The sequence below is a fragment of the Flavobacteriales bacterium genome (assembly GCA_016716605.1).
GTDB lineage: Bacteria > Bacteroidota > Bacteroidia > Flavobacteriales_F > PHOS-HE28 > PHOS-HE28.
The window spans coordinates 156021-181063 of the sequence record JADJWA010000002.1; the positions used below are offsets into that span (position 1 = coordinate 156021).

The 25043-nt window shown below is 61.2% G+C and carries 26 protein-coding genes; 15 read left to right on the plus strand and 11 right to left on the minus strand.

Going from position 1 to position 25043, the window contains the following annotated elements; genetic code table 11:
• Window positions 1–148 precede the first annotated feature (148 nt).
• Together IPM12_15630 and IPM12_15635 are read right to left on the minus strand one after the other, a co-directional pair.
• Window positions 149–3016: a class I SAM-dependent DNA methyltransferase gene (locus tag IPM12_15630; GenBank protein ID MBK9149236.1), complete on the minus strand. Its 2868-nt coding sequence runs from the start codon at window positions 3014–3016 to the stop codon at window positions 149–151.
• A 685-nt stretch (window positions 3017–3701) separates the two neighbouring features.
• Entirely contained in the window at window positions 3702–3872 is a 171-nt protein-coding gene (locus IPM12_15635) for a hypothetical protein (GenBank protein MBK9149237.1), read from the minus strand.
• 123 nt (window positions 3873–3995) lie between these two features.
• Here IPM12_15635 and IPM12_15640 point away from each other — a divergent pair, with 123 nt between their 5' ends.
• The 3 genes from IPM12_15640 (at window position 3996) to IPM12_15650 (ending at window position 5875) form a co-directional block, all read left to right on the plus strand.
• Complete coding sequence (locus IPM12_15640; protein MBK9149238.1) at window positions 3996–4256, plus strand: helix-turn-helix transcriptional regulator; 261 nt, start codon at window positions 3996–3998, stop codon at window positions 4254–4256.
• Between the two features lie 624 nt (window positions 4257–4880).
• Entirely contained in the window at window positions 4881–5498 is a 618-nt protein-coding gene (locus IPM12_15645) for a fibronectin type III domain-containing protein (protein ID MBK9149239.1), read from the plus strand.
• Window positions 5499–5686: 188 nt separating this feature from the next.
• On the plus strand, window positions 5687–5875 hold the full coding sequence (locus tag IPM12_15650) for a tyrosine-type recombinase/integrase (protein ID MBK9149240.1): 189 nt from the start codon (window positions 5687–5689) through the stop codon (window positions 5873–5875).
• Between the two features lie 835 nt (window positions 5876–6710).
• On the opposite strand, the gene IPM12_15655 is transcribed toward IPM12_15650, so the two are convergent.
• Entirely contained in the window at window positions 6711–6932 is a 222-nt protein-coding gene (locus tag IPM12_15655; GenBank protein MBK9149241.1) for a hypothetical protein, read from the minus strand.
• Between the two features lie 788 nt (window positions 6933–7720).
• On the opposite strand from IPM12_15655, the gene IPM12_15660 reads away from it, so the two are divergent.
• From IPM12_15660 to IPM12_15675, 4 genes are all read left to right on the plus strand, one after another.
• Window positions 7721–8206 carry a hypothetical protein gene (locus tag IPM12_15660; protein MBK9149242.1) on the plus strand — a complete coding sequence of 162 codons (486 nt, stop codon included), beginning with the start codon at window positions 7721–7723 and terminating at the stop codon, window positions 8204–8206.
• Window positions 8207–8341: 135 nt separating this feature from the next.
• Entirely contained in the window at window positions 8342–9016 is a 675-nt protein-coding gene (locus IPM12_15665) for a hypothetical protein (protein ID MBK9149243.1), read from the plus strand.
• A 491-nt stretch (window positions 9017–9507) separates the two neighbouring features.
• Entirely contained in the window at window positions 9508–9759 is a 252-nt protein-coding gene (locus IPM12_15670) for a hypothetical protein (GenBank protein MBK9149244.1), read from the plus strand.
• Window positions 9747–9986 (plus strand): hypothetical protein, encoded by a 240-nt coding sequence (locus IPM12_15675; protein ID MBK9149245.1) that lies wholly within the window; start codon window positions 9747–9749, stop codon window positions 9984–9986. The genes IPM12_15670 and IPM12_15675 overlap by 13 nt, the downstream gene beginning before the upstream one ends.
• A 59-nt stretch (window positions 9987–10045) precedes the next feature.
• Here the strand turns inward: IPM12_15675 and IPM12_15680 are convergent, their stop codons facing one another.
• The 4 genes from IPM12_15680 to IPM12_15695 all read right to left on the minus strand — a co-directional run bounded on the left by IPM12_15680 (window position 10046) and on the right by IPM12_15695 (window position 11784).
• The gene (locus IPM12_15680; protein MBK9149246.1) at window positions 10046–10240 is read right to left on the minus strand and encodes a hypothetical protein; all 195 of its coding nucleotides are present in this window, start codon (window positions 10238–10240) and stop codon (window positions 10046–10048) included.
• A 141-nt stretch (window positions 10241–10381) separates the two neighbouring features.
• On the minus strand, window positions 10382–10792 hold the full coding sequence (locus tag IPM12_15685) for a T9SS type A sorting domain-containing protein (GenBank protein MBK9149247.1): 411 nt from the start codon (window positions 10790–10792) through the stop codon (window positions 10382–10384).
• Window positions 10743–11063, minus strand: a complete 321-nt coding sequence (locus IPM12_15690; protein ID MBK9149248.1) for a hypothetical protein — start codon at window positions 11061–11063, stop codon at window positions 10743–10745. The genes IPM12_15685 and IPM12_15690 overlap by 50 nt, the downstream gene beginning before the upstream one ends.
• A gap of 181 nt (window positions 11064–11244) precedes the next feature.
• Window positions 11245–11784 carry a hypothetical protein gene (locus IPM12_15695; GenBank protein ID MBK9149249.1) on the minus strand — a complete coding sequence of 180 codons (540 nt, stop codon included), beginning with the start codon at window positions 11782–11784 and terminating at the stop codon, window positions 11245–11247.
• Between the two features lie 271 nt (window positions 11785–12055).
• Between IPM12_15695 and IPM12_15700 the strand changes: the two genes are divergently transcribed.
• The 5 genes from IPM12_15700 to IPM12_15720 all read left to right on the plus strand — a co-directional run bounded on the left by IPM12_15700 (window position 12056) and on the right by IPM12_15720 (window position 15502).
• Window positions 12056–12307, plus strand: coding sequence for a hypothetical protein (locus IPM12_15700; GenBank protein MBK9149250.1), 252 nt, complete (start codon window positions 12056–12058; stop codon window positions 12305–12307).
• Complete coding sequence (locus tag IPM12_15705) at window positions 12295–12534, plus strand: hypothetical protein (protein ID MBK9149251.1); 240 nt, start codon at window positions 12295–12297, stop codon at window positions 12532–12534. The genes IPM12_15700 and IPM12_15705 overlap by 13 nt, the downstream gene beginning before the upstream one ends.
• A gap of 107 nt (window positions 12535–12641) precedes the next feature.
• Window positions 12642–13112 carry a T9SS type A sorting domain-containing protein gene (locus IPM12_15710; protein ID MBK9149252.1) on the plus strand — a complete coding sequence of 157 codons (471 nt, stop codon included), beginning with the start codon at window positions 12642–12644 and terminating at the stop codon, window positions 13110–13112.
• The gene (locus tag IPM12_15715) at window positions 13109–14065 is read left to right on the plus strand and encodes a hypothetical protein (GenBank protein ID MBK9149253.1); all 957 of its coding nucleotides are present in this window, start codon (window positions 13109–13111) and stop codon (window positions 14063–14065) included. Before IPM12_15710 ends, IPM12_15715 begins: the two co-directional genes overlap by 4 nt.
• Window positions 14066–14182: 117 nt before the next feature.
• On the plus strand, window positions 14183–15502 hold the full coding sequence (locus IPM12_15720; GenBank protein ID MBK9149254.1) for a C1 family peptidase: 1320 nt from the start codon (window positions 14183–14185) through the stop codon (window positions 15500–15502).
• 4 nt (window positions 15503–15506) lie between these two features.
• On the opposite strand, the gene IPM12_15725 is transcribed toward IPM12_15720, so the two are convergent.
• Entirely contained in the window at window positions 15507–17300 is a 1794-nt protein-coding gene (locus tag IPM12_15725; GenBank protein ID MBK9149255.1) for an adenylate/guanylate cyclase domain-containing protein, read from the minus strand.
• 46 nt (window positions 17301–17346) lie between these two features.
• Window positions 17347–17874: a hypothetical protein gene (locus IPM12_15730; protein MBK9149256.1), complete on the minus strand. Its 528-nt coding sequence runs from the start codon at window positions 17872–17874 to the stop codon at window positions 17347–17349.
• Window positions 17875–18030: 156 nt separating this feature from the next.
• On the opposite strand from IPM12_15730, the gene IPM12_15735 reads away from it, so the two are divergent.
• On the plus strand, window positions 18031–18600 hold the full coding sequence (locus IPM12_15735) for a J domain-containing protein (protein ID MBK9149257.1): 570 nt from the start codon (window positions 18031–18033) through the stop codon (window positions 18598–18600).
• A 50-nt stretch (window positions 18601–18650) separates the two neighbouring features.
• Window positions 18651–19955: an MFS transporter gene (locus IPM12_15740; GenBank protein MBK9149258.1), complete on the plus strand. Its 1305-nt coding sequence runs from the start codon at window positions 18651–18653 to the stop codon at window positions 19953–19955.
• Between the two features lie 3 nt (window positions 19956–19958).
• On the opposite strand, the gene IPM12_15745 is transcribed toward IPM12_15740, so the two are convergent.
• Window positions 19959–21464 carry a sigma 54-interacting transcriptional regulator gene (locus IPM12_15745; protein MBK9149259.1) on the minus strand — a complete coding sequence of 502 codons (1506 nt, stop codon included), beginning with the start codon at window positions 21462–21464 and terminating at the stop codon, window positions 19959–19961.
• 43 nt (window positions 21465–21507) lie between these two features.
• Entirely contained in the window at window positions 21508–22596 is a 1089-nt protein-coding gene (locus tag IPM12_15750) for a VWA domain-containing protein (protein ID MBK9149260.1), read from the minus strand.
• 143 nt (window positions 22597–22739) lie between these two features.
• Between IPM12_15750 and IPM12_15755 the strand changes: the two genes are divergently transcribed.
• Window positions 22740–24956, plus strand: coding sequence for a S9 family peptidase (locus IPM12_15755; GenBank protein ID MBK9149261.1), 2217 nt, complete (start codon window positions 22740–22742; stop codon window positions 24954–24956).
• Window positions 24957–25043: the final 87 nt, after the last annotated feature.

Sequence of the window (25043 nt, forward strand, 5' to 3'; positions counted from 1 at the left end):
GCGCAAGTCCGTCCTGCTAGCTCTACAGTCGTCACCCACCTCGACAAGCCATCACTTGCTCCTTATAGCCTGCGGAGCGGTATGTGTTGAACAACCCCGCATTGGCGGGGTCGATGGGCTTCCTCGTGGTCGTATCTCAGTTAATCTACTATTGGATAGGCAACCCTGGTGCTGTCACCTTCTCACCATTCGCCTCATGTTCTGCTACTGCTAAGTTCAGCTCCAGTAGCTGCGCCAGCAGGTCCTTCTTCGCATCAAAGCCGTAGGCCGCTAGCACAGCCTTGTCCAACGCGGCGTGCAGGTCTTTGATCGGGTTCTTGCCGGGCTTCTCCAGCAGGCGGTACAGGTCGCGCAAACTCATGCCGTGGTCTTTCATGGCCTTGGTGCGCGCCTCGCGCAAGGTCTTGGCAGCTTGTGCCACGGCTTCTACCTGTTTCTTAGTTGGCTTCTGCGGCCAAGGGAAGGTGTCCCATACGCTGTTCGTCGTGTAGCGCAAACGGGCTTCCAATGTGCTGCACTTCGCCTTCCACCATTGCCAATGGACGTCGCTTTGAATGATGCCGAAAGAATAGTCGTCCTCAAAAGCGAAGACCATGAGTGCATCGCTCGGGTGAACGGTCGACTGGACAAATTCGAAAATGGACCGTGAGGCGACCCGTGAGCACGTGATGTATCGTTCTAACGAAGCGATGCCCAGCAGCATGTCCTCACGCGCCCAGCTCAATTGCCACCAGTGATTGTAGAAGTTGATGTGATGCTTGTTGACCTTGGCCTTCGGGTTCACCTTCAGCAACGCCGCGTTCTCACTCTCCTGCTCTGCCGCTCGAGCTTCTCTTTCCGGCAACACATGTTTCTCTACGTGTGCGAAGAGCGACCGAAATGAACTTGCTGCTTGGATGTCAAGACCAGCGAAGTCGATGACATACCGAGCCGGTTGGGCATCGAGTTCGCTGAGCAACTCTTCACCGTTCAAAAAGGGCTTCAGTACTTCAGTGGTACGCGCTTCTTTCGCAAGCAGTTTTTGAGCTGTGTGGATATCCAGCAGGAAGCCATCGTGCCCATGCGTCTGCCCTTGGAAGACACACTTGGGCTCGGTATTGCAGTGCAACACTTTGGCGCCGGCCACATCGGTGCCGATGGACAGGCTGCTGTTAATCACGGGTACTTCATGCATGTAAAGTTCTCCATTCTTATCCTGAACATAGAGATACGGCTGGCCAGTGAAAGTCCCCTTTTTCCAAGACACAATGGAGACATCCAATGATGCTTCGCCGGGCCAGTCTTGGGTCGAAACAGCGTTGTAAATCACTCCGCCGTTCGCTGTTATGTAGTCAAGACTTCCCTGGCGGCTGTAATTCTCGCGTATGGTATTAGTCGCGACCAGTCCCGCGCGCTGACCCTCCTTCAGGTGGTCGTGGGCTCTCCGGAACCAGTACACGCAAAAGTCCGCGCGGCCGGGGACTTCAGGGTATGCGGTGTGAAGTTTGGCCACGTATTCCGCGCCGAACTCCTGCTGCATCTTGTTCTTGCTCTGATATGGCGGGTTGCCGATGATGGCTTCCACTTCGGGCCACGCGCGTTGGGTGCCATCCGTATTGAGCAGGGCATCCACACATTGGATGTTGGCGTCGAGGTTATCCAGCGGTAGAGCCTTTTCGCGGTCATAGTCTTCGCCATGTTCGGTACACCACAGCTCCTTGGCGGTCATCAAGGTCACCTTCGCCACTTCAACAGCGTTGGACTTGATATCCATGCCGTAGAACTGGCGCGTACTCACGTAGGGCTCACGTTCAAGGAACTCGCGCAAGCGTTTGGCATCGGCGGCCTTGGTACTGTGCTGGCGAATGAGGGCGAGCAACTGTTTTTCCAGCTTCTTCATTTCGCGGTAGGCCACAAAGAGGAAGTTGCCGCTGCCGCAGGCGGGGTCCAACACCCGGAATGCACGCAGCAACGCGAGCACTTTGTAGAGCGCATCCAACGGGGCTTTCTCTTCGAGCGCGAGGGCGATGGCCTTTTGGAAAGGCTGGACGATGACGGGGTCGACGATCTTCTTGATGTCTATCTCATACGTGTAGTGGGCGCCGGCGGCGTGGCGCTCGCCAGCCTCCATGCCACCCTCGAAGAAGCTGCCGAAGATGGCCGGGTTCACCTTGCTCCAATCGTGCATACACGCGGCATCCAGCATGCCCACCTCGTGCTTGGTGAGTTCGACCGGTGTGATCTTCTGGAAGAGCCCGCCATTGAAATAGTCCACACCGCGATACTTGCCCGCTTCCGTGATGCCCTCCTCGTTCATGGCCCGGAAGAGTCCTGCGATGAGGTCGAAGCTCTTTGCGCACTTATCAGGCCCACTTCCGGCTTCCGCATCACACTCGGCAATGAGGCGGGTGAAGATCTTGTCCGGCAATAGTTCGACGTCCTCCGCGAACATGGCCAGTATGCACTGCATCGTGTAGTGCATCGCCGTTTCACGCGGTACACCGCGCTTGCTCATGGACCGGAAGACCTCACTCACCTTCCTTGCTGCCTTGTCGGTAACATCCACACGGTTCGTGCGGAACACGGGCACGGTCGGGCGCGGCAGCAAAAAGGTGAACGATTGCTTGTGCTTGGCTAGGTCCTCCAGTTTCACCTTGTCCTGCGGTTCATCCGGATCGGTATCGAAGTCGTACACCCAGAACTCGGTGAAGTTGCAGAGCACCACATAGCGCGGGCGGTCGCCAGCGAGCTTGAACCAGTAGTTGGTGGCCTGTTGCAGATGCAGCGAGAGGTCTTCGCCGCGCTTCTTCATCTCGATGAGCGCACGCTTCGGCCATACCAGGTCCGCGAAGCTGGTGCTATGCGTGCGCTTGTTGTACAAGCGATGTTCAAGTGTCGCACCTGCACCCTTGTATCCGTCAGTGTGGCCTAGTGCCGTGAAAAAGCGGTCAAGGAAAGTCTGAGCCTCACCCTTCTCGTCACCCTTGATGTGGGTTGCGCAGTAAATGAGGAAGGAATTGATGGGGTCTGTGGGCACGGGCTGAAAATAGGGAGCCCCACCAAGGGTGAGGCTCCTGTTCGGCTGAACCTATCAGCCCCTGTGTATGGGTCTAACCATCAACAAGGAACTTCAATTCGTTCCCGAACCGTGTACTGCGGGTAACGGCGAGCGAACTCCTCCGTTACGATCTGGCCACTCCGCGCATCGCGGTAGATGTACCGATAACACTTGTCTCTAGTCATTTCCTCTGCCGGTTTGTGGCATTGGGATACAATTCTAGTTCCTTAGAATTGCCCGTGTCAGCAATTTCGACAAAGTCATGGCGGTTTAAACGGCAGAATTGGTTCGCCTAGTCGACGAGTAAAGTAATGGCTCCGTCTAACCTGCCAAAATCTCAGATAAGAGGAGTTGTTAAATGCTTTCGACAAAGGCGTTTGCTAAACACATCATTCTATGCCGAAGCAGGATATTTCGTCTTCGGGAACCACGCGCTGCGTTCACTGGTGATCGGCCTCCCAAATCGGAGACCCAGTCGGATTTGTACAGACGCTCCTGATTCCGACAACGGTTAGTTATTCACCCCGCTGCCGCGAGTCTCTGGCTCGTGGCACCCCCAAACGCGAAAGCCCCGGCCGAGGAACCGGGGCTTTCGCATGGGTAGCTAGTCAAGGTCAGTGCTGCGCTTAGGCGGCCCGGCCCATGGCGGGGTCGCATGCGGCCCTCACCGGCGCTGCCAATGGCGCTCACGCAGAACCAGCTGGCCTTTGCTCTCCAGGTCCGTGACTTGGTGGCTGCCGCGCGTGGTGTACCCGATGGCGTGCGCGTTGGCCCCGATGCTCGGGTCGTTGGCCGTCAGCGCACCTGGTAGCTGTGCGCGCCGCTGCCCTGCCATCAACCGCCCCCTGTGGAAATGGCAACCATTTGTGGGTAACGCACCGGCCCCAAGGCGCCGTTAGCTTCACGTTCAGTGAATAGCCGGTTATGTGCAGCATGAAGAACAATAAACCCACACACCATGTACGGCGAGCGTATCCGATTGCACCGCGTATTGCTGAAGCTCACCCAGACCCAATTGGGGCTGGCCTGCGGGGTGCAGCAAGGCACCATCAGCAAGATTGAGAAGGACAAGTACACGCCCAGCAACGAGCTGATGGCCCGGCTGGCCCTGGCGCTGGGCTGCGACCTCGCGGTGCTCACCGCGCCGCCGCCGCCGGGCACGCCGCTGTACACCATCCACGTGAACGTGGTGGGGCCAACGCCTCCCGCGCAGACCTGACCCCTGCCGGGGGCTGCTGGTGTTAGCAGGTCACCAGGTTGGCACGGGCCACCCTGCAGATGGGTCCATGTCGATCGACATCGTGGTGCATGTCGGCCGACATCGGGGTCCATGTCGATCGACATGATGGCGCATGTCGGCCCATATCGAGGTCCATGTCGATCGACATCGGGATGCACGTCGGCCGACATCGGAGTTCATGTCGGTCGCCATCGTGATGCACATCAGCCGACATCGAGGTCCATGTCGATCGGCATCGGGGTGCACGTCGGCCGACATCGGGGTCCATGTCGATCGGCATCGGGGTGCACGTCAGCCGACATCGGGGTCCATGTCGATCGGCAGGATGGTGCATGTGGCGCCACGTGTTGGCGCCAGCTGGCGGATCCGTTGCGACGCGGCGCGGCGCGCTGGCGCCATGCGCCTGACAGGAAGGGTTACCAGGTCTGGAATATTCATGCAGGAATAGCCCTTGCGTGCGGGGCGCAACTATTGATTCCGCGCCGGCATGGAACATTCCTGCAGGAATAGGCGGGTTGCGCTGAACCGGCCGCGTTAAAGCCCCCGGATCAACTAACAAACGTCCTTGCCGGTCAGGCCGGATCCGAAAAGCCCGGAAGCACGATGGCAAACATCAAGCTTTCTCTCTCTCGTCTCATCCCGGGAACGCTGTTGGCACTGCTGCGCTATGTGGTGTCGAAAATGACCGGGAACGCCCACTTCGCTACCCCCGCCGTGCCGCTGGCGGACATGACGACATTGGGCGATGAATTGGAGGTGGCCATCAACAAGGCCAAGCATGGCGGGCTGGAGGACCGCATCCTGCGCAACAACCTGGTACTGGACGTGCGGAGCATGCTGCGCAAGCAGGCCGACTATGTGCGGCTCACGGCGCAGGGCGACGCGGCCATCCTGGCCAGCTCGGGCTTCGAGCTGAGCAAGGTGCCCGTACCGGTGGGCCTGCCGGGCACGCCCTTCATCCGCTTCGTGCGCATGACGGGCAAGCAGGGCGAGGCCGAAGTGGTGTGGACCGCGCAGCACGGCGCGGATGCGTACCATGTGCGCATCACCGACAAGGACCCCAACATCCAGGCCGAGTGGCAGGTGGTGGGGATCACCACCAAGTCGCGGTTCATGCTCACCGACCTGGAGAGCTACAAGGCCTACTGGGTGAGCGTGAGCGCGATCGGCGCAGCTGGTGAGGGCCTCATGAGCGACCCCGCCATCGCCCGCGCGGCCTGAGCCGTGAGCCGGGGCCGCGGCAGGCCCCTGACAACCTTCCTTCTTCAAGCGAAAGCCCCGGCCTCCAGCCGGGGCTTTTCGCGTGGGGGTGGAGCGCTGCGCCGAGACCGCTGCGGAAGTATCGTGTTGGTTGTATTCGCTGAAGACCTTGCGCGGATGAAGAGGGAAGACCCTGCATCGGTGAGCAGATGGCGTTGTGCCTGAGCAGCTCGCAGGGGCACGCCTTCGCCACGCACCACTTGGAGAAGGGCACCGACCTGCGCTATCTTCAAACCCTGCTAGGCCACGGTTCCTCGAAGACCACGGAGATCTACACCCATGTCAGCACCAAAGCCATTGGCAAGATCAGGAGCCCCTTGGATGACCTCGGCCTGTGACGAAAAGTTGGGCTTTTGCTCCCCTATTGGCATCATTGAACCAATTCCTCACTCCGCCCAAGGCCGGAAATAAACCCCACAGTGGGCACAACCGACGAGTTAGCGAGGGGGGGGGGGGGGGGAAAAACCGCAGGCCGAAAAAAGCCAACCAAATCGGGGAAAAAAAGGGGACCCAAAACCCAGGGAAAAAAAAAAACGGCCGGGGGGGGAAACACGGGGGGGGGGAAGAAGGGGAAGGGGGGGGGCGCCGGGGGGGGGGGGGAATGGTTTTCCTGGCCCCGCCGCCCCGGGGGGGGGGGGGGGGGCGGCGGGGGGGGGGGGGGGGGGGGGGGGGGGAAGCCCCGGGGGGGGGGGCCCGGGGGGGCGCCCGGGGGGGGGGGGGGGGGGGGGGGGGGGGGGGGGGGGCCCCGGGGGCGGGGGAAAGGAGGGGGGGGGGGGGGGGGGGGGGGGGAAAAAAAAAAGAAGAGGGGGGGGAAAAAAAAAAAAAAAGGGGGAAAAAACCGAAATTCCCGTAAAAAAAGGGAAAAAAGGGGGAAAAAGGGGAAAAAAGGGGGGGGGGGGGGGGGGGGGGGGAAAAGCGGGGGGGGGGGGGAAAAGGGGGGGGGGGGGGGGGGGGGGGGGGGGGGGGACAAAGAGGGGGAGGGGGGGGGGGGGGGGGGGGGGAAGAAAAAGGGGGGGGGGGGGGGGGGGGGAAAGGGGGGGGGGGGGGGGGGGGGGGGGGGGGAGTTTTTGGGGGGGGGTGGGGGGGGGGGGGGGGGGGGGGGGGGGGGAAGAAAAAAAAAAAAAAAAAAAAAAAAAAAAAGAAGGGGGGGGGGGGGGGCCCGTTGGCCCCCATTCAATTACCACCTTCGGCCTTTATCTGATACGCCCATGCAATCGGAGGTCGAACAAGTGCCTGCACACTCACTTGACCCGGAGCGTGCATTAACCATTCACCTTTGACCGTTGCATTGGCCCGCTCACCATTGTGGAACACCAATATGATCAGCGCTCCGTCAGGTGGCGGGGTCTTGTCTATGTCGTTAAAGCCTTCTGGAATGTTCTGCTTTTTTGCCATGTTGTTGCTTTTTAGCCTTGTCACCTAAATGCCTGAAGAGAAAAGAACGGGGCCAACACACGCTATGTGCAACGCTCCCAACACAATCCCACGCGCTGCGCTGCACATAGCTCCACGTTGGTGGCAATTACAATGAAAGCAAGCACGGGCCAGATAACAGTAAGTCTATTGTTGCCCTTATTGTGGTCATGCAGTCAACCGAATCTCGACGGACACTATCACCTTGTATGGAATAATAAAGGCCAACAATTTCAAACATGGAATATTCGAGACAACCGAATGGTAATTAACGACACTGTTTGCCAAAATCCGGACAGTTGTTTTGCATCCTTCATTAGCTTCAAAGGAAATATCATGACCATTGACCCTTGGGTCGATAATACGTTCAGCACGAATTATATCATAGACGATAACGGGACTGTGACAATGTACGGTGAGGGTGATACCTTATGGCTAATACCTCACCGCGATTGTGTCACAGCAGAAACGTACTTCAACAACAGGACGAGAAATCTTACCTCAGATTTTCAACTTACAGAAAAGGTATCCAGCAGTACAGGTATACATCAATTCCCCAGTGCTTTTGAGCATGAACTCATTATTGGCGGTTCAAAGGATTCTTTATTTTACCTTTTCAATAACCATGTAGTAAGAAAATCAGACGATGGAATTTTCGGGTTCAGTGAAGCTCATGGACAGATTGTATGGTTACACGTGGACAGTCGAACACCATTGGGAATGGTTGCGCCTGTCATGGCAGAATTATTTGACAAAGGCTACGTGATTCAATGCTCAACATTGAGACCAACGAGAACGACGAGCAGGTCATACTATTAAAACGGCCAATCACGCATATCAACAAGTATGACGGCACCATCGAAATTGAAACTTGCGACCATTGTGAAAAATATCCACTAGATATCCCAGATGAGATAATATCTGTCAAAATGCTAGGGGCGGATTCATTCGTTTTAAATGGAGATACGAATGACCTGTTTCAAACAAGGAACGGTCTGGTTAGGTACATCGGACGCAACAGATCAACACGGCTGAGATCGCAATTTCAAATTGAAATTAGTAGAGATACTCAATTTTCGGATTACTTGGAATTAATCGACGAACTGCTATGGATACATACGGAAGTGAGCGGCATCGTTTACTACAAAGGCAATGATGACAACGACGCCGAATGGATCAGAAAGAAACAGGGAGATTTTCAAGCCTTTGAGGTAGCCGCGGAGTTTCCCATAAGGGTAAAAGAGATCATAAAATAACTGCCACCAACATGCGCTTGCCGCAAGCCGCCCTCGTACCGGTGACAACTCCCGTTGAAGCATGATAACTTCGTCCAGGAACAAGATCACGAAAGGCGGCCTGCGGCAAGCGCAGGCCCGTTGTGCACCATTAAAATGAGACTGCTTACAATCACATGCTTTCTGCTTCTTGGTATTAAGACATATTCTCAATCTGATACGGCAGATGCAGAATATGACTACGGGAATTGGGGTGTCGGAGCAGAACTAGGGCCTTGTACAGGAATTTTCCTTCTGACAGGAAATGCAGCTAACATGGTCCAAGATGGATGGTGCTATGCCAATGCCGGTTTAACATTCTCGTATAGAAAGGTTCATTATATCCTCCAGACAGGTGGAATCTCGGGATCAATAATCAGTGACTTGAATTACGGAGAGAATTGGAATGAAGGGAATGGTTTAGGTTCCACTCATTTGCAACTTTCAGTAGGTTACGAATTGCTGAATACAAAAAGGTTCACGATCATACCTTTCGTGAGTGGTGGACTCAAGGCGTTCAACTCTTCTTCCAATAGCTCAGAACCAAAACGTGAATCAACGAATTGGATTCCTTCATTCTCCGTCGGGACAGCTTTTGACTTCAAGATCCATTTTCCGATAAAAGAGAAAAACCAATTCCCGGGACATGAATATGTGACACAATACCTCTATTTCAGGGTACTAACAGGAGTATATCCAGCATATTTCCAGAATCCATTGGACATTCGTGGATCAATGTATTTCATTAACCTGAGCATTGGTGGATATCATAAACCAGGAAAGAAGAAATGAAGAACGGCACCTAACATCGGCTTGCAGCAATGCGCCCCAACGCACCAATAAGCCCACGCACGAGCGCACTGCTGCAAGCCTCATCCGTTGAACGCCATTGCGCGCATTGCTTCGCAGAGCCTCGCAGTGACAGCCTCGCAAGCGTCCAACAGCGAATGACCACCGCTTATAGGCAGCACGCGGCGCAGCTCATCTGCCTCCGGAAATCCTCACGCGAACTGCCGTACGCAGAGCGCGATGATCTTACCCGCCTCCATCACTTGCGCTTCAGTGATCACCAGCGGCGGCGCGAAGCGGATGATGTCGCCGTGGGTGGGCTTGGCCAGCAGGCCGTTGTCGCTCCCGCGAGCATGACCGTTAGCGCTGCCGCTGATCTGCGATCAGTGGCGCAGCGACGTGGCTAGCCCGCATCCGCCTCGTCCGCTCCCTCACCATCGCGTTTCTCCTACTACCGACCGCCGCGATCCATGGCGATCATAATCTTCGCGCCCATGCGCCCCCTCCTCTATCTCCCCATCGCCCTCCTCCTCTTCCCCAGCTGCGAGGCCATCACCGGCAAGGAGCTGGCGCGGTTGGCCATTGATACGCTGAGCACGCCCGATCACCTGGTGATGCAGGAGGCCACGCTGAACCTGAAGAAGGACGATGTGATCGCGCTCTGGAGCCACCTCGATCTGGTCTACGATGGCGCCGCCGCACTGACCATGCGCCGCCTGCCTGCCGAAGGCAGGTGCGCGTGGTGAAGGACGATGCCGACCTTCAGCTCTTCGAGCTGGACCCGATGGAGAAGAACGTGACCATCGGCGAGACGAAGACCGAGATCAACGGCCACACCGAATGGAGCTTCACCGGCAGGAACGGCGCGTACACCGTGCCGGAGGATGGCGCCTACACCTTCAAGGCGATCCTCACCGCCGAGGAGAACCCGAGCCTGGTGGTGCGCAAGGCGGAACTGGTGCTGAAGCAGTAGGCGAGCGATCCACGAAGCACTGCGCTCCGCGTACGCCCGATCCTCGACCTGCCCGCGCCTCAGCCCCGCTTCTTCGGCTTCTTATTGCTCCGCGCGCTGCCCGCCTTCGGGATCGTGCTGCCCGGATACAGATGCCGTTCGCGCTCGAGCTGCGAGCCTGCGCGAGCATGCGAGGCAGAGAGCCCTTCCGGTTGCCCGCGATGCTGTTTGCCGGGCTTGGTTGCGCGCGTGCTTGCAGTCTTCTTGGTTGCCATGGGCGATGATCTGATGCACGCAAGCTAGCGTGCCAGGGCCCTTCAGCGACGAACGAATGCCATTGACCGCGAACCTGGCTCGCGCCCATCCGAAGGACTTCAAGCCTACGCTGGGTCGCCAAGCGACCGGCGCCTGATCCGCTACTGCACCACCAACCTTTCGCGCAGGATCCTCCCCTTGCGCTCCAGCAAGATCACGTACGTGCCAGGCGCCCAACCGCTCGCGTCGATCAATTGCTGATCGGCACCGAGGGTACGCACCAGCACCGTGCGGCCGGTCATGTCCGTCACGCGCAATAGATCGCTCGCTCGGCCGCTCACGCGAAACTGGTCGCTGGCCGGGTTGGGCACCACGGAAATCGAGTACGGTCCTCCATCGGATTCTGGAATACCCACACCGATGCCCGTGTGGTAGCGCAGCACCACGAAATCGTTGGCATTCGGAGCGCCCTGGCCCGAGAAGCCTACCAGCACCGCCTTGCCCTCTGCATCCAGCGCGAGGTCATTGCCGGATCCGTTCTGCCCGAAGGAGCGTGGTGACCACCATGCCACCGCTCCCGAACGATGCATCGAGGGTGCCGTCGGGCATGAAGCGGGCAAGGGCCCAGCTCTTCTGCGTATCCTGTTGCGTGCTGCCCACCACTACGATCCGTCCATTCGGCTGGATCGCCATGCCCATGGATGCATCGCTGCCGATCGGCGCGAAGTGCGCGGTGGCGATGCCATCACCGGAGAAACCGAGGTCCAGTGAGCCCGGTGCCTGGGCGGCAAGGGCTGCCACGCATGCTGCGACATGCAAGGTGACGAGTATGCGTAGCTTCATCGGGAGGTTGTTTGGTGAAGAAAGGCAGGCAAGCCCAGCTGCACAGCGATGCGCTCGGCCTTTGAAGCCGCCTTTCCGCCGGAACAGGAGCATCGGCTGCCCCTCCCGCAGCAGTAGCGTAATCCGTATAGGTGCTGCGTGGCGCGGGGAGGCGGGTGCGAACGGGCAACCAGCGGCGGCCTCAGGCCCGCTTCAGCCGCCTGCGCTCATCGGCATCGATCTCGATCAGGTAGCTGCCGAAGCGCGCCAGGGAGAGCCCGCACAGGCCTTCGTGCAGCTCTGCGAACATCAGCGCGTCGGTCGAGAGCATCACCATGCGGCCGCCGAGCACACCCACGGTGAGCACGGGATCCTCGTTGGCCGAAGGCGCATCGCCCCAGTGCTCCAGCAGGAAGGTGAGGCCATCGTGGCTGGCGGCGCTCCACCCGCGGATGATGTCGCCCAGCAGTTCATCGCGTTGGGCGCGGTCGCGCAGGGCATCGATGTCCTGGTGCAGCCCCTGCAGCCATAGGAGCACCCGGCCCGCACGGTCCTCATCGAACTGCTCGGCAGACCAGATGCGCAGTCGCATCGATCGCCCGAGCGGAAGTTCGAGATGGTATTGGCGTGGCTTGAGCTGGATGATGCTCTCATGCAAGGCCTCCTCGGCTGCGCCATTGAAATAGTGCGCGGCCGCGAACGACTGCCGCTGGCCTGGCTTGAAGGAGATGCTCAGTGACATGGTACAGAGCGAGGATGCAGGAACGACTCGGGCTTTTGTACGCACGGCTCTACGGATGGTTGAGTACGCTGTCCATCAAGGACTTGCATGTCACGGTACCGGGCGCAACCTCAAGCACCAGACCTGATTCCGGGGCGCGGTGCCCAGCGTTCACCGTGTCCGTTGGAAGAGGATCGGGCCAGCAGGCGCTTGATCACCCGGTCAGCGCCCGTGGATCCGTGTTCGAAGGATGCTGCTGACCTTCGCCCTCCTCCAAAGAAGTCCGGAACGCATGCGCCACCTGCTCATCCTCCCGCTCGCCATCGTGCTCTTCTCTTCCTGCGAAGCCATCACCGGTAAGGAATTGGCCCGGCTCTCCATCGATACCTTGAGCACGCCGGAGACCCTGGTGATGCGCGAGGCCACACTTGACCTGAAGAAGGACGATGTGATCGCGCTCTGGAGCCACTTGGACATCGCCTACGATGGCGCCGCCGCGCTGCGCATGCGCCGCCTGCCTGCCGAAGGCAGGTGCGCGTGGTGAAGGACGATGCCGACCTGCAGCTCTTCGAGCTGGACCCGATGGAGAAGAACGTGACCATCGGCGAGGCGAAGACCGAATTGAACGGCCACACCGAATGGAGCTTCACCGGCAAGAACGGCGAGTACACCGTGCCGGAGGATGGCGCCTACACCTTCAAGGCGATCCTCACGGCCGAGGAGAACCCGAGTTTGGTGATCCGGAAAGCGGAGCTGGTGCTGAAGCAGTGATCATGCCCAGGCGCAGGAGCGGGCACCGCGCAGATGAAATCACATTCAACCCGGGATTCTGTTCGCGCACCCGATGAACCCAACCTCCTACTTTTCCAACCGATAGCATGAGACCACTCCTATTGATCCTCTGCGGCGCACTGGCTGGTGAAGCGTTTGGCCAACGAGCCGTGCCCGCCTCTGGCGGTGATGCGGGCGGCGGCGGAGGCTCCATCAGTTACTCGGTCGGTCAGGTTGATTTCACCTCCATGAACAGCGCGGGCGGCACGGTGAGCCAGGGCGTGCAGCAAGCGTATGAGTACCTGGTGCTCCGCGTGGTGGATCCGCAAGCCCCGGATCAAGCGGTTTCCGTCTCGCCCAATCCGGCCCGTGATGGCATCACGGTGGAATCGGGCCATACAGTGGATGGCCATTCACGCTATGAGCTGCTCGGCGCCGACGGCTCCATGCTGCGCACAGGCCGATTGGCCGGATCGCGGACCTTCATCCCCATGCTCGATCTGCCATCTGCGGGCTACCTGCTCCGCATCATCCGCAGCAACGACGGACAGAACACCTTCAAGATCCTGAAGCAATGACCCTGAGCAAGACCCTTGCGCTCCTCGTCCTCGGCCCATGGGCGGCCATCAACCTGCTGGCCCAGGCCCCGCAGCAGATGAGCTTCCAAGCCGTGCTGCGCGGCGGCGCCGACGACCTGATCGTGAACACCGCCGTAGGCATGCGGCTGAGCATCCTCCAAGGGAGCAGCTCGGGTACTGCGGTGTACGCCGAAACGCATGCGCCCACCACGAATGCCAACGGCCTGGCCACGGTGCAGATCGGATCGGGCGCAACCGTGAGCGGCGTCTTCGCTGATATCGACTGGAGCAACGGCCCATACTTCCTGAAATCGGAGACCGACCCGGATGGCGGCACCAACTACTCGATCACTGGGACGAGCCAGTTGCTGAGCGTGCCGTACGCGCTGTACGCGCAGAACAGCGAGCCCGGTCCGCCCGGTCCTCCGGGCATGCCCGGCGTGGGCGGCTGCGACCCGAACGATCGCGACAGCCTGATCGTGCTGTACAACAACACCCTCGCCCATGGCTACTATCAGGATCCCGACGGCGTAGGGCATTGGGTGGCGCAAGCCCTGAATGGCTCCAACAACCTGTCGATCGGCTCCAAGCGCAGCGTGGTGGTGTACAACTTCACGAACGCGTACGCCTTCTACTTGGACAATGCCGGCGTCGGCACCTGGGCCGTGCATGCGCTCGGCGGCACCGCGCACCTGGTCGCGGCCACCAAGCGGATCATCGTGCTCCACAACAACTCAACGGCGCATGCCTTCCACGTGAACGGAGCGGGCCAAGGGATCTGGACCAGCCAGGCGATCGGCGGAACGGTGCACAGCAACGTGGCGCATGGGGACAAAGTGGTGGTCTGGAACAACACGAACGCCTGGAGCTTTTCGGTAGATGACAGCGGCAACGGCGCTTGGGTGAATGAGCCGCTCGGCGGCACCATCCATAATGTGATCACCACGCGGTAGGCCAACCGGGTCCAAGGGCACAATCGGCATCAACGACCCTGCTGTGAGGCAACGGGCCTCTGGCATCGCCTGGTCGCGGCTTTCGGGCATGCGGTATCTTGCCTTCCGCTCGAACCCATGCGCCGGATCAACTCAGAACGTATTGGTGCAACCGCCGCACTGCTCTGCGCGCTGAGCGCAGCAAGCGCCCAAGCGCCGGCTTTCGGCCTCCCGTTGCCGAACGACAGCACGTACCTGCAGACCATGATCGAGTATGGCTTCAACATCCCCAAAGGGAAGAAGCTGCCCAAGCGCGTGGACATCCGCCAGCATTTCGTGCAGCCCGGCAATCAGGGCCCGTACGCCTCCTGCACCGCGTGGTCCATCGGGTACGGGATCATGACCTACCAGGAGAACAAGGCGAAGGGCATCACCCCGGACCAATCGAAGAAGCCCGCAGCGAAAGACGTGCTCAGCCCCGGCTTCCTCTTCACCATGGTGAAGAATTACGCGGCCCCCGACAAGACGAAGGACGCGTGCTACTCCGGTGTGGCCATCGCGGCCACCTTCACCATCGCGAGCCGCTGGGGCAATGTGCCCGCGAGCGTGTACGGTTATCAGGGCGCGCTGAAAGGCTGCCGCGACAGCCCGAGCGAGAGCGTGATGGACAGCGCGCTCTTCCGCAAGCTGCGCACGCCGGTGAAGCTGTTCCATCCCTGTCCGGGCTGCCCGCCGTACCACGAAGGGCCCTTCAATCCGATGCAGTGGCAATACCATCTCTCCCGCGGCGAACCGCTGCTCATCGGCATCTATATCGACGATACGTTCTTCCAGCGCGGCGATTCGGCCTTCCGCGCCGGGAGCAAGCATTTCGTGTGGGACCGGCCCGATGCCGGCGATGGCGGCGGGCACGCCCTGGTGTGCTGCGGCTACAACGCGGCAGACAGCACCTTCCTCTTCTACAACTCCTTCGGCCCCAAATGGGGCAACGACGGCTACTGCTGGATCAACTACCGCACGCTGTACAAGCAGACACAGGAGGCCTACGTATTCAATGGCGCTTACGACGAGGAGATCAAGCCGCGCGTGCTCAAGGTCGAGAAGCCCCGAGCTGCAACCTCCACCTCCGCTTCCGGCAAACTGGCCGAGGGACGGTGCTTCGGCATCGGAGGCCTGTATGCGGAGCTCGCCGAGCACCACGGAGAGACCGGCTGCGCCCTGGTCCGCCTCCTGGACCCTACGACCCGCGAGGTGCGCGCGACCCTGAACGTGCATGAGGAAGTGCCGCGCTCGATCGTGATAGACGGCCAGCTTTGGACCATCCGGTTCACGGAGACCTCGAAGGTCTCGAGGCTCTTCCGGGACAATGCGCGGCTCACCTTGGAGGTGGATCCGGCAGGTGATGAATCGCTGAAGCAGCGGATCAGCCGCCACATCGACCTGTTCCGGGACCGCTGATCCGTCAGGCCCGCTCCACGAACCACATCTCCACCTCGCCCTTGCCCTTGGCCTGCACCTTTCCGCGCGGGGTGAATTCGAACGCCGGCACCTCCCGTCCATCCCGCACCTCCTTCACCTCCCTCACCAGCGCGTACGTCGCTTCACTGATATTCACGCGGCCCGGCTCCCCGCTGCTCTCCATGCGGCTGGCCGTGTTCACGGTGTCGCCCCAGATGTCGTAGGCGAACTTCTTCACGCCCACGATGCCCGCCACCACTGGGCCGGTATGGATCCCGATGCGCACCTCGAAGTAGGGCAGCCCTCTTGCGATCTTGTCCCGCTTGCCCTGTTCAATGAAATCGCGCAGCGCGAGCGCGGCCCTCACCGCATCGGCGGCATGCGTTGCGTTGGCCACGGGCAGCCCGCCGGCGGCCATGTACGCATCGCCGATGGTCTTGATCTTCTCCATGCCGTTCTCTTCCATGATCAGGTCGAACGCGCTGAAGCACTCATGGATGTCGCGCACCAGCTCCTTGGGGCTGAGCTTCTCGCTGATGGCGGTGAAGCCCTTGAAGTCCGTGAAGAGCACGGTGACCTCGTCGATCAGGCGCGCCTCAGCCTCGCCCTTCGCCTTCAGCTCGGCCGCCACCTCCTCTGGCAGGATGTTGAGCAGCAGGCCCTCACTGATGTCCTTCTCCTTCTGGATGGCCGACTTGGCGCGATGCACGTAACGCAAACGGCTCCAGAGCCCCACGGACAGGATGAGCGCTACGACCCCAATGGAGATGTAGATGTTCCTGGCACGAATCCGCTGCTCATCGCGCAGGTCCTTTTCAAGGTTATCCGCCTTCAGGCCCAGGATCTCCTTCTCCTTCTTCTCGCTCTCGTACTTCTCCTGCATCTCGGCGAGCACCTTCACCCGCTCGATCCCGAGCAGGCTGTCCTTCAGGGCCAGGTGCACCCGAAGGTGATCCACGGCCCTGTCCGACCGACCCAGGGCGAGGAAAGAATCGCTGATCCACTTCTCCAGGTTGACCCGCTCCTCGAGCATGCCTTTGCGCGTGGCCACGGCCAGGGCGGAATCCATGAGGTTCAGCGCAGCGCGATGGTCACCGACGACCGCCCGGTTGTATCCGAGGTTCATCCATTGCTTCACCATGAAGATGGAATCGCCCTTCTCACGGGCTGCCGAGAATGCGAGCCGGTAGTAGTGATCCGAGCTGTCGATGTCGCCGCTCATCTCCTTGATCACTCCGATGTTCGTGAGCGCCCCATCCGCATCGTAGTGGTCGTTATCCTTCGTGGCCAGCCTGTAAACGGTGCGGAAGGCGGCGAGGGCTCCATCCAGATCCCCGGCATTGGCACGGGCGATCGCCTGGTTGGTCACCAATCCGTTCCGGATCGAAGCGGGTTTCCAGGCCGGATTCCATAGCGCGAGCGCCACGCTCCCGATGGAATCCGCTTTGGCATTCTCCAGCAGGCTCAAATGGATGTTGCTCTTGGCGAGGTAGGCGCGCATCAGCCCCAGGCTGTCGCACCCCGGCCGGAAATAATCGAAGGAGCGCTGCATCGCGGTCATGGCCGAATCCAATTGGCCCAATTGCTCGAAGCTGCGGCTCCGGAACGTCGAGACCCGCCCCATCCGGCACGTATCGAGCGCTTGCCCATAGATCCTCAACAAGCGTTCGGTCAACGCCAGCGTGCGCGCGGGCGGGCGGGCCCGGTTCTGTTCCAGTTCAGCGGAAACACTATCGGCCCACGCTAGATCGATGGGGCTCACGGCACCCTGCTGCCCATTCACCGCAACGGCGATCAACAGGCAGCAGGATGCCGCTATGAGAGTGCTTCCTTCGATCCGGATCCTACTTCCCACGAGTCTTACGGATCGTCTTGGCCGCTTTCCGCGCCGGCTTCGCGGCCGCCTTCTTCACGGCCTTCTTGGCGGCTTTCTTGGCGGCCTTCTTCCCGGCAGGCTTTGTTGCCTTGCGCACTGCGGCCTTGCGGACCGGGCGCCTGACCGTGCCTCCGCCGGTGCCGCGCATGAACCGCACGGTGCTGCCAGTGCCACTGCCCGAGATGGCGATGGTCCAGTTGGAGCTGTTGCTGGGCGAGGTGAATGCAGCGGTCACTTGGACGTAGTTCTTCGTTGACGCTTTCACCTGGCAGGTGGCGCTCACCTGGTTGGTGGTCTTCGAAACGATCTGTGGGTTGGACGCGGCACCGGAGACCGAGAACGTGATGATGCTGGTGCTGCCGGTATCCTTCTGGCCCACGCACGTCCACGTGTAGGTGCCATCGGAGCCATTGGCTGGCGTAACGGTCACGTTCCTGGGTGCTGGATCGGTGTTGGAACTAACGATCACCGGATTGGAGAGACGCGTGTCGGCCATGGTTACGAGTGGTGTTTGGTTTGGTCGTGTAATGTAGGGAAAGCAATCGAGCATCAGTTCCATGCGCACGCATGCCGCGTCGAGCGGTGCAGCAGCTTGCTTCCTTGCGCAGTCGTCGCGGCGGAAGGCTGGGATCAAGCAGCCTATGTTCGCTGCATGGACCATTACGCCGCGCTCGGGCTGAGCCACGAGGCCACAGCCGACGAGATCCGCACGGCGTACCGGCGCTTGGCCAAGCAATACCATCCCGATGTCTCTTCGCTGCCCGATGCGCAGGCCCGCTTCGTGCGCATCACCGAAGCGGTTGAGGTGCTTGGCAATCCGGCCAGGCGCCTGCGCTATGACATGACGCGGAACAGCCCCAGTCCGCGCCGTGCCGCACCGCGCCAAGAGCCGCGCTATGAGCGCGATGTGAACCGCTACCAGCGCGAGGCCCGCGCGCGCGCCGAGCAGTTCAGCAGGATGAAGTATGCTGATTTCGACGCGCAGTACTTCGATACCGCCTTCGGCTACTTCGCGCCCAAGATGCTCGGCTGCTTCGGCATCGCTGCCGTCTTCCTCGTCGTGATGCTGCTGCTGATCGCCGCGACATTCACGTTCGACCTGAACGTGGGCTGGGCGGTATTGGCCATGCTGCTGCTCATCCCTTTGGGCGTGTGGGCGAGCACGGAGTTCGATGCCTGGCACAACCGGCGGCAGCGCAAGCGGAAGACCGGGATGCCTTAAGGCCGTGGTCGGTCCCGATGCGATCCGGCGCCAACGCGCATCTTCGCCCCATGCCTTCCCGCGCCTTCGACCGACGCACGCTGATGCTCGTGACCGTGGCCGCCCTCGGCTATTTCGTGGACATCTACGACCTCGTGCTCTTCAACGTGGTGAAGCGCGAGAGCCTTGAGTTCATCCTGGGCGCCGGGCATCCCGACATCAAGGACCGCGGCATCGACCTCTTCAACATCCAGATGCTCGGCATGCTGGTGGGCGGTGTGCTCTGGGGCGTATGGGGCGACAAGAAGGGCCGCATCACCGTGCTCTTCGGAAGCATCCTGCTCTACTCCATCGCCAACATCGCCAACGCCTTCACCTTCGACCTGGTGAGCTACGGCGCAGTGCGCTTCATTGCGGGCGTGGGCCTCGCAGGCGAATTGGGCGCGGGCATCACGCTGATCGCCGAGACCATGCCCCGCGAGAAACGCGGCTGGGGCACCATGATCGTGGTCACCGTGGGCGCCCTGGGCGCCGTGGCCGCGAGCATCGTGGGCGGCTATGGCGAGGGCATCAGCGCGTTCATCGAATCGTTCACCGGATACCGCTTGATGAACTGGCAGGTGGCCTACGTGGTGGGCGGCGCCATGGGCCTGGCCCTGCTGGTGCTGCGCATGGGCACCTTCGAGAGCGGACTGTACAAGAGCGCGGAGAAGAGCGAGGTGGAGCGCGGCAGCTTGCGCATGCTCTTCGGCGATCGCACGCGCGTGCTGCGCTACCTGAAGACCATCCTCATCGGCGTGCCCATCTGGTACGTGATCGGATTGCTCGTGAGCCTCAGCCAGGATGTCTTCGTGCCCGAGCTCGGCATCGACACCAGCGCGCTCGATGCCGCCGACAAGCAGCGCATCAACGGCACCGCCATCCGCTACGCGTACATCGGCCTCAGCCTCGGCGACCTCCTCAGCGGGCTCTTGAGCCAATGGCAGCGCAGCCGCCGCAAGGTGATCATGCTCTACCTCGGCCTCAACCTCGCGCTCACGCTCTTCTTCCTCTTCGGCATGCGCGGCGCCACCATCGCCACCTACAACTGGATGTGCCTCGCGCTGGGCATGGCCACGGGCTACTGGGTCATCTTCGCCACCGTGGCCAGCGAGCAGTTCGGCACCAACCTGCGCGGCACCGTGGCCATCACCGCGCCCAACTTCGTGCGCGGCAGCATCTACCCTATCACCATGCTCTTCCGTGCGCTCGTGACCCCCGTGGGCAATATCACCGCCGCGCTGCTCGTGGGCCTGCTCTGCATCGGCGGCGCTTTCTGGGCCGTGCGCCGCAGCACCGAGACCTTCAGCAAGGACTTGGATTTCGTGGAGGAGTGAGCCTCACGCCTCTTCCTCCTCCTCGTCACTGCTAGTGCCCAACAGCGAGCCCAGCACATCGCCGAAGCGGTGCCCGCGCGTGAGCTTGCTGCGCCCGATGCGGCTATGCTCGGCCATGCCATGCAGCATGAACTCCATCCACAGCGGCACTTCTTCAGGCTTCAGGTACGGATGCTTGCCGGTGACCTTCTCGCGCAGGCCCGGCACCGTGGCCAATAGCGCGAGGTGCTCCTCGTCCTTGGCATCGGACAGCAGGTCCAGCTGATCGTTATCGAACCAATCGAGCAGGGCTGAGTAATCGTCGCGGCCCTGCGACTTGCGGCTCGCTTGCTCAGCGGCCCGACGCGCCTTCACGGCATCGGGGAAGAGCTCTTTGAACACGTTGCGGATGGCGGTGGCGATGAGGATGCGCGCCACGCTATCGGCCCCCTCCTGCTCGCCCTCGTACACCAGCTCGATCTTGCCGTTGATGGCGGGCACCACGGCCCACAGGTCGGCGATGCGCGCCACGGTGCGCTCCTCACCGTTGCGCAGCGCGCGCAGCTCGGCCGCGCCGATCAAGCTCTCCAGCGCGCTGATGGTGAGGCGCGCGCTCACGCCGCTCTTCGGATCAACGAATTCGCTGGAGCGGGCCTCCATCGCGATGCGCTCCACGAGCACGCGCAGCAGGTCAGGCACGCGCACACGGGTGGCCTGCTCGTTGGTGGTGCGCGCCTCTTGCGCGGTGATGCGCATGCCCAGCTCGATGCTCTCCGGATAGTGCGTGAGGATCTGTGCCTGGATGCGGTCCTTCAGCGGGGTGATGATGGCGCCGCGGTTGGTGTAGTCCTCCGGGTTGGCGGTGAACACGAACTGGATATCGAGCGGAAGCCGCAGCTTGAAGCCGCGGATCTGCACATCGCCTTCCTGCAGGATGTTGAAGAGCGCCACCTGGATGCGCGGCTGCAGGTCGGGCAATTCGTTGATGACGAAGATGCCGCGATGGCTGCGCGGGATCAGTCCGAAGTGGATCACGCGCTCATCGCTGTAATCGAGCTTGAGGTTGGCGGCCTTGATGGGATCGCTGTCGCCGATGAGGTCGGCCACGGTGACATCGGGCGTGGCGAGCTTCTCGGTGTAGCGCTGGTCGCGGTGCAGCCAGGTGATGGGCGTGGCATCGCCGTGCTTTGCGATGAGGTCCTTGGCGAAGCGCGAGATCGGCGCCAGCGGATCGTCGTTGATCTCGCTGCCTTCCACCACCGGGATCCATTCATCGAGCAGCTGCACGAGCGAACGGGCCATGCGCGTCTTCGCCTGTCCGCGCAGGCCGAGCAGGTTGATGCTGTGGCCGGCGAGGATCGCTCGCTCAAGCGCAGGGATCACGGTGTCGGCATAGCCGTGGATGCCCTCGAAGAGCGGCTGCCCGGCACGGATCCGGGCAATGAGGTTGGCGCGGAGCTCGGCCTTTACGGAGCGGGGCGCGTAGCCGCTCTTCTTTAGGTCGCCGAGGGTGGTGGGGAGCTTTTTCATGTGGCAAGGGAGGGCGCATCATGATGCGCCCGTACGCTGGATATCAGGAGGCTTTTCGATTGGAAGCATGATCGCGGAACACCATGTCCGCGAGGCCTTGCAGGCCGGTGTAGAAGGCGCGGCCCTGGTTGGCCTCAGTGAAGCGCTCGACAAAGCGCTGGAGGTATGGGTCGCGCGCGATCATGAAGGTGGTGATGGGTATCTGCGCCTTGCGCGCGCGCGCAGCCGCATCGAGGCAGCGCGCCACGATGAAGTCGTCGAGCCCGAAGCTGTTCATGTAGTATTCGCCGTCGCGCTTGATGCAGCTGGGCTTGCCGTCGGTGATCATCACGATGCGGCGGTTGCGGACCTTGCGGCGACGGAGCAGGTCCATGGCCAGTTCGAGGCCGGCCACCGTGTTGGTGTGGAAGGGCCCCACTTGCAGGTACGGCAGGTCCTTCAGGCTCACCTGCCACGCATCGTTGCCGAAGACGACGATGTCGAGCGTGTCCTTCGGGTAGCGGCGCTTGATCAGCTCGGCCAGCGCCATGGCCACCTTCTTGGCCGGGGTGATGCGGTCCTCGCCGTAGAGGATCATGCTGTGGCTGATGTCGATCATGAGCACGGTGGCGCAAGCGCTCTGGTGCTCGGTCTCGATCACCTCCAGGTCGTCCTCGCTCATGCGCAGGTCGTCGATGCCGCGCTGCTGCGCATTGCGGATGCTGTCGCTCATGGCCACCTGCTCAATGCGGTCGCCGAAGCGGAAGGCGCGCCGGTCGCTGGTGGGCTCATCGCCGGGGCCGGCCTTGCGCAGGCCGTGGCTGCCGCGCTCGCTCTTCTTCAGCTTGCCGAAGACCTGGTCCAGCGCGCGCTCGCGAATCAGCTTCTCGGCCTTGCCGGTGAGGGGCGTCTTCCCGCCTTTCGTTGGCCGGCCGATCATGCCGTGCTTCCTCAAATCGTCCTCGAACTCCTTGCGGCCGTAGGCCTTCGTGTAGAAGCCGTGCTCCTTGTCCAGCTCGTCCATCCAGTCGAGCGCCTCTTCCACATCGCCGCTGGTGTGGGTGAGCAGCTCGATGAAGAGCGGCAGCAAGCGCTCGAAGGGCGTGCTATCGTCCTGCGGCGGAACGTACCTGGCGAAGCGGTGCCCGAGCATGCAGCGAAGTAACAGCGGGAAGCGGCCGGGGTTCGGTAGGATTCTGAATCATGCAGTTACAGTGATGAACGGTGGCGCGCATGACCATCCGCCTCGGCCCGAAGGAGCCACGCAGCTACCTTGCCCACCCCTCAACTGAACGCATGAACGCACGCCACGCTTCCCTCTCGGCCCTCCTGTGCCTGGGCCTGCTGCAACCCGCCACCGCCCAGCAAGCCCTCACCAACAAGGACATCTGGGCCAGCCCGCTCTTCAGCGCCGAGTTCGTTGGCGGCTTGGCCAGCATGAAGGATGGCCTGCACTACACCGTGCTCGAAGACGAATCCGGCGAGGGAGCGATCAATCAGTACGCCTATCGCACGGGCAACAAGGTGGCCACGCTTGTGAAATCCAGCGAGCTGGTGCCGGCGGGCAGCAAAGAGCCCATCGGCATTGAGGGCTACAGCTTCAGCGGCGATGAGAAGAAGCTGCTATTCGAGACGGAGAGCGAGCCGATCTACCGCTACAGCTCCTTCGCCTACAACTACGTCTTCGACCGCGCGAGCAAGAAGCTGGTGCCGCTGAGCGATGTGAAGAAAGCCAAGCAGCGCCTGGCCACCTTCAGCCCCGATGGCAGCAAGGCCGCCTTCGTGCGCGACAACAACCTCTTCGTGGTGGACCTGGGCACGATGAAGGAGGAGCAGATCACCAACGACGGTGAGTGGAACAAGGTGCTGAATGGCGCCACCGATTGGGTGTACGAGGAGGAATTCACCCTGGTGCAGGGCTATGCGTGGAGCCCCGACGGCAGCAAGCTCCTGTACCTGCGCAGCGACGAGAGCGGCGTGAAGGAATTCGACCTGACGCTCTACAAGAACCAGCTCTACCCGAGCGAGTACCGCTTCAAGTACCCGAAGGCCGGCGAGGACAACAGCAGGATCTCCTTGCACCTGCGCGACCTCAGCGGCGGCCTAACCTACAGCATCCCATTGGGCACGGAAGAGACGGACATCTACGTTGCCCGATTGGGCTTCACGCCGAAGGGCGAGCCATGGTTCATGCGTTTGAACCGCTTGCAGAACGAGAAGGTGCTCTGCACCGTGAAGCTGCCGCCGCCCGGCACCAAGGCACGTCCGGTTCCCACCGAGATCTACAAGGAGACCAGCCCCACCTACATCGAGGTCACCGACGATCTCTTCTTCCTGGCCGATGGCAGCGGCTTCATCCTCACCAGCGAGAAGGATGGCTGGAACCACATCTACCGCGTGAACCTGAAGGATGGCTCGCAGTTGCAATTGACACGCGGCGCATGGGATGTGGTCGGCGTGAAGGGCATCGACGAGAAAGGGCAGCGCGTGATCTTCACCGCAGCCAAGAGCGCGCCCGAGAACCAGGAGGTGCTGGCCACGCCGCTGAGCGGCAAAGGCGTGATGCAACTATCGCCGTTGGGTGGTGTGAACGACGCGGAGTTCAGCACGGGCTTCCGCTTCTTCATCAACACGCGCAGCACGCTGAACACGCCGCCGGTGGTGTCGTTGCACGAAGGCAGCGGCAAGCAGGTGAAGGTGCTGAAGGACAACGCCAAGCTGGCGAGGACCTGCACCGATTACGGCATGCTGCCCCGTGAGTTCTTCACCTTTACCACGAGCGAGGGCGTGGAGCTGCGCGGCTGGATGATGAAGCCCGCGAACTTCCAGAGCCGGGAGCGCTACCCCGTGCTGCTCACGCAATATAGCGGTCCGAACAGCAATCAGGTGCTCGACTCCTGGGGCGGGCGCAACAACCTATGGCACACCCTGCTCGCGCAGAAGGGCTACATCGTGGTGTGCGTCGATCCGCGCGGTACGGGCCATCGCGGGCGCGACTTCCGCCACATCACCTACGGCCAATTGGGCAAGTACGAGACGGTCGACCACATGGCCACCGCCCAATGGCTGGGCCAGCAGCCGTGGGTGGACAAGGAGCGCATCGGCATCTGGGGCTGGAGCTACGGCGGCTACATGAGCAGCCTCTGCATCACCAAGGGCGCCGACCTCTTCAAGGCGGCCATCGCCGTGGCGCCCGTGACCAATTGGCGCTACTACGACAGCATCTACACCGAGCGCTACATGGGCCTGCCCAAGGACAACGGCAAGGGCTACGACGACAACAGCCCGGTGTTCCACGTGAACAAGCTGAAGGGGAACTACTTCCTCATCCACGGCCTGGCCGACGACAACGTGCATTACCAGAACGCCGCCGAGATGACCAACGCGCTCATCAAGGCCAACAAGCCCTTCGACCAGTTCATGTATCCCGATCGCAACCACGGGATCGGCGGCGGTACGACACGGCTGCACTTGTATGAGATGATGACCGAGTGGCTGACCCGGAATCTTTAAGGGCCTGTTCATAAGCCGGATCGGCAGCGAGCGCGCCAGTTCCGCATCCGCTACTTTTGCCCTGTATGGCGCACTCGCGCCCAGTGG

What these genes read in the sequence shown, in the direction of transcription:
- IPM12_15635 (MBK9149237.1), bottom strand. Translation starts at nt 3,872, where the DNA reads ATGGCAGGGCAGCGGCGCGCACAGCTACCAGGTGCGCTGACGGCCAAC.
- IPM12_15640 (MBK9149238.1), top strand. Translation starts at nt 3,996, where the DNA reads ATGTACGGCGAGCGTATCCGATTGCACCGCGTATTGCTGAAGCTCACC.
- IPM12_15645 (MBK9149239.1), top strand. Translation starts at nt 4,881, where the DNA reads ATGGCAAACATCAAGCTTTCTCTCTCTCGTCTCATCCCGGGAACGCTG.
- IPM12_15650 (MBK9149240.1), top strand. Translation starts at nt 5,687, where the DNA reads ATGGCGTTGTGCCTGAGCAGCTCGCAGGGGCACGCCTTCGCCACGCAC.
- IPM12_15655 (MBK9149241.1), bottom strand. Translation starts at nt 6,932, where the DNA reads ATGGCAAAAAAGCAGAACATTCCAGAAGGCTTTAACGACATAGACAAG.
- IPM12_15660 (MBK9149242.1), top strand. Translation starts at nt 7,721, where the DNA reads ATGCTCAACATTGAGACCAACGAGAACGACGAGCAGGTCATACTATTA.
- IPM12_15665 (MBK9149243.1), top strand. Translation starts at nt 8,342, where the DNA reads ATGAGACTGCTTACAATCACATGCTTTCTGCTTCTTGGTATTAAGACA.
- IPM12_15670 (MBK9149244.1), top strand. Translation starts at nt 9,508, where the DNA reads ATGCGCCCCCTCCTCTATCTCCCCATCGCCCTCCTCCTCTTCCCCAGC.
- IPM12_15680 (MBK9149246.1), bottom strand. Translation starts at nt 10,240, where the DNA reads ATGGCAACCAAGAAGACTGCAAGCACGCGCGCAACCAAGCCCGGCAAA.
- IPM12_15690 (MBK9149248.1), bottom strand. Translation starts at nt 11,063, where the DNA reads ATGAAGCTACGCATACTCGTCACCTTGCATGTCGCAGCATGCGTGGCA.
- IPM12_15695 (MBK9149249.1), bottom strand. Translation starts at nt 11,784, where the DNA reads ATGTCACTGAGCATCTCCTTCAAGCCAGGCCAGCGGCAGTCGTTCGCG.
- IPM12_15700 (MBK9149250.1), top strand. Translation starts at nt 12,056, where the DNA reads ATGCGCCACCTGCTCATCCTCCCGCTCGCCATCGTGCTCTTCTCTTCC.
- IPM12_15710 (MBK9149252.1), top strand. Translation starts at nt 12,642, where the DNA reads ATGAGACCACTCCTATTGATCCTCTGCGGCGCACTGGCTGGTGAAGCG.
- IPM12_15715 (MBK9149253.1), top strand. Translation starts at nt 13,109, where the DNA reads ATGACCCTGAGCAAGACCCTTGCGCTCCTCGTCCTCGGCCCATGGGCG.
- IPM12_15720 (MBK9149254.1), top strand. Translation starts at nt 14,183, where the DNA reads ATGCGCCGGATCAACTCAGAACGTATTGGTGCAACCGCCGCACTGCTC.
- IPM12_15730 (MBK9149256.1), bottom strand. Translation starts at nt 17,874, where the DNA reads ATGGCCGACACGCGTCTCTCCAATCCGGTGATCGTTAGTTCCAACACC.
- IPM12_15735 (MBK9149257.1), top strand. Translation starts at nt 18,031, where the DNA reads ATGGACCATTACGCCGCGCTCGGGCTGAGCCACGAGGCCACAGCCGAC.
- IPM12_15740 (MBK9149258.1), top strand. Translation starts at nt 18,651, where the DNA reads ATGCCTTCCCGCGCCTTCGACCGACGCACGCTGATGCTCGTGACCGTG.
- IPM12_15745 (MBK9149259.1), bottom strand. Translation starts at nt 21,464, where the DNA reads ATGAAAAAGCTCCCCACCACCCTCGGCGACCTAAAGAAGAGCGGCTAC.
- IPM12_15750 (MBK9149260.1), bottom strand. Translation starts at nt 22,596, where the DNA reads ATGCTCGGGCACCGCTTCGCCAGGTACGTTCCGCCGCAGGACGATAGC.
- IPM12_15755 (MBK9149261.1), top strand. Translation starts at nt 22,740, where the DNA reads ATGAACGCACGCCACGCTTCCCTCTCGGCCCTCCTGTGCCTGGGCCTG.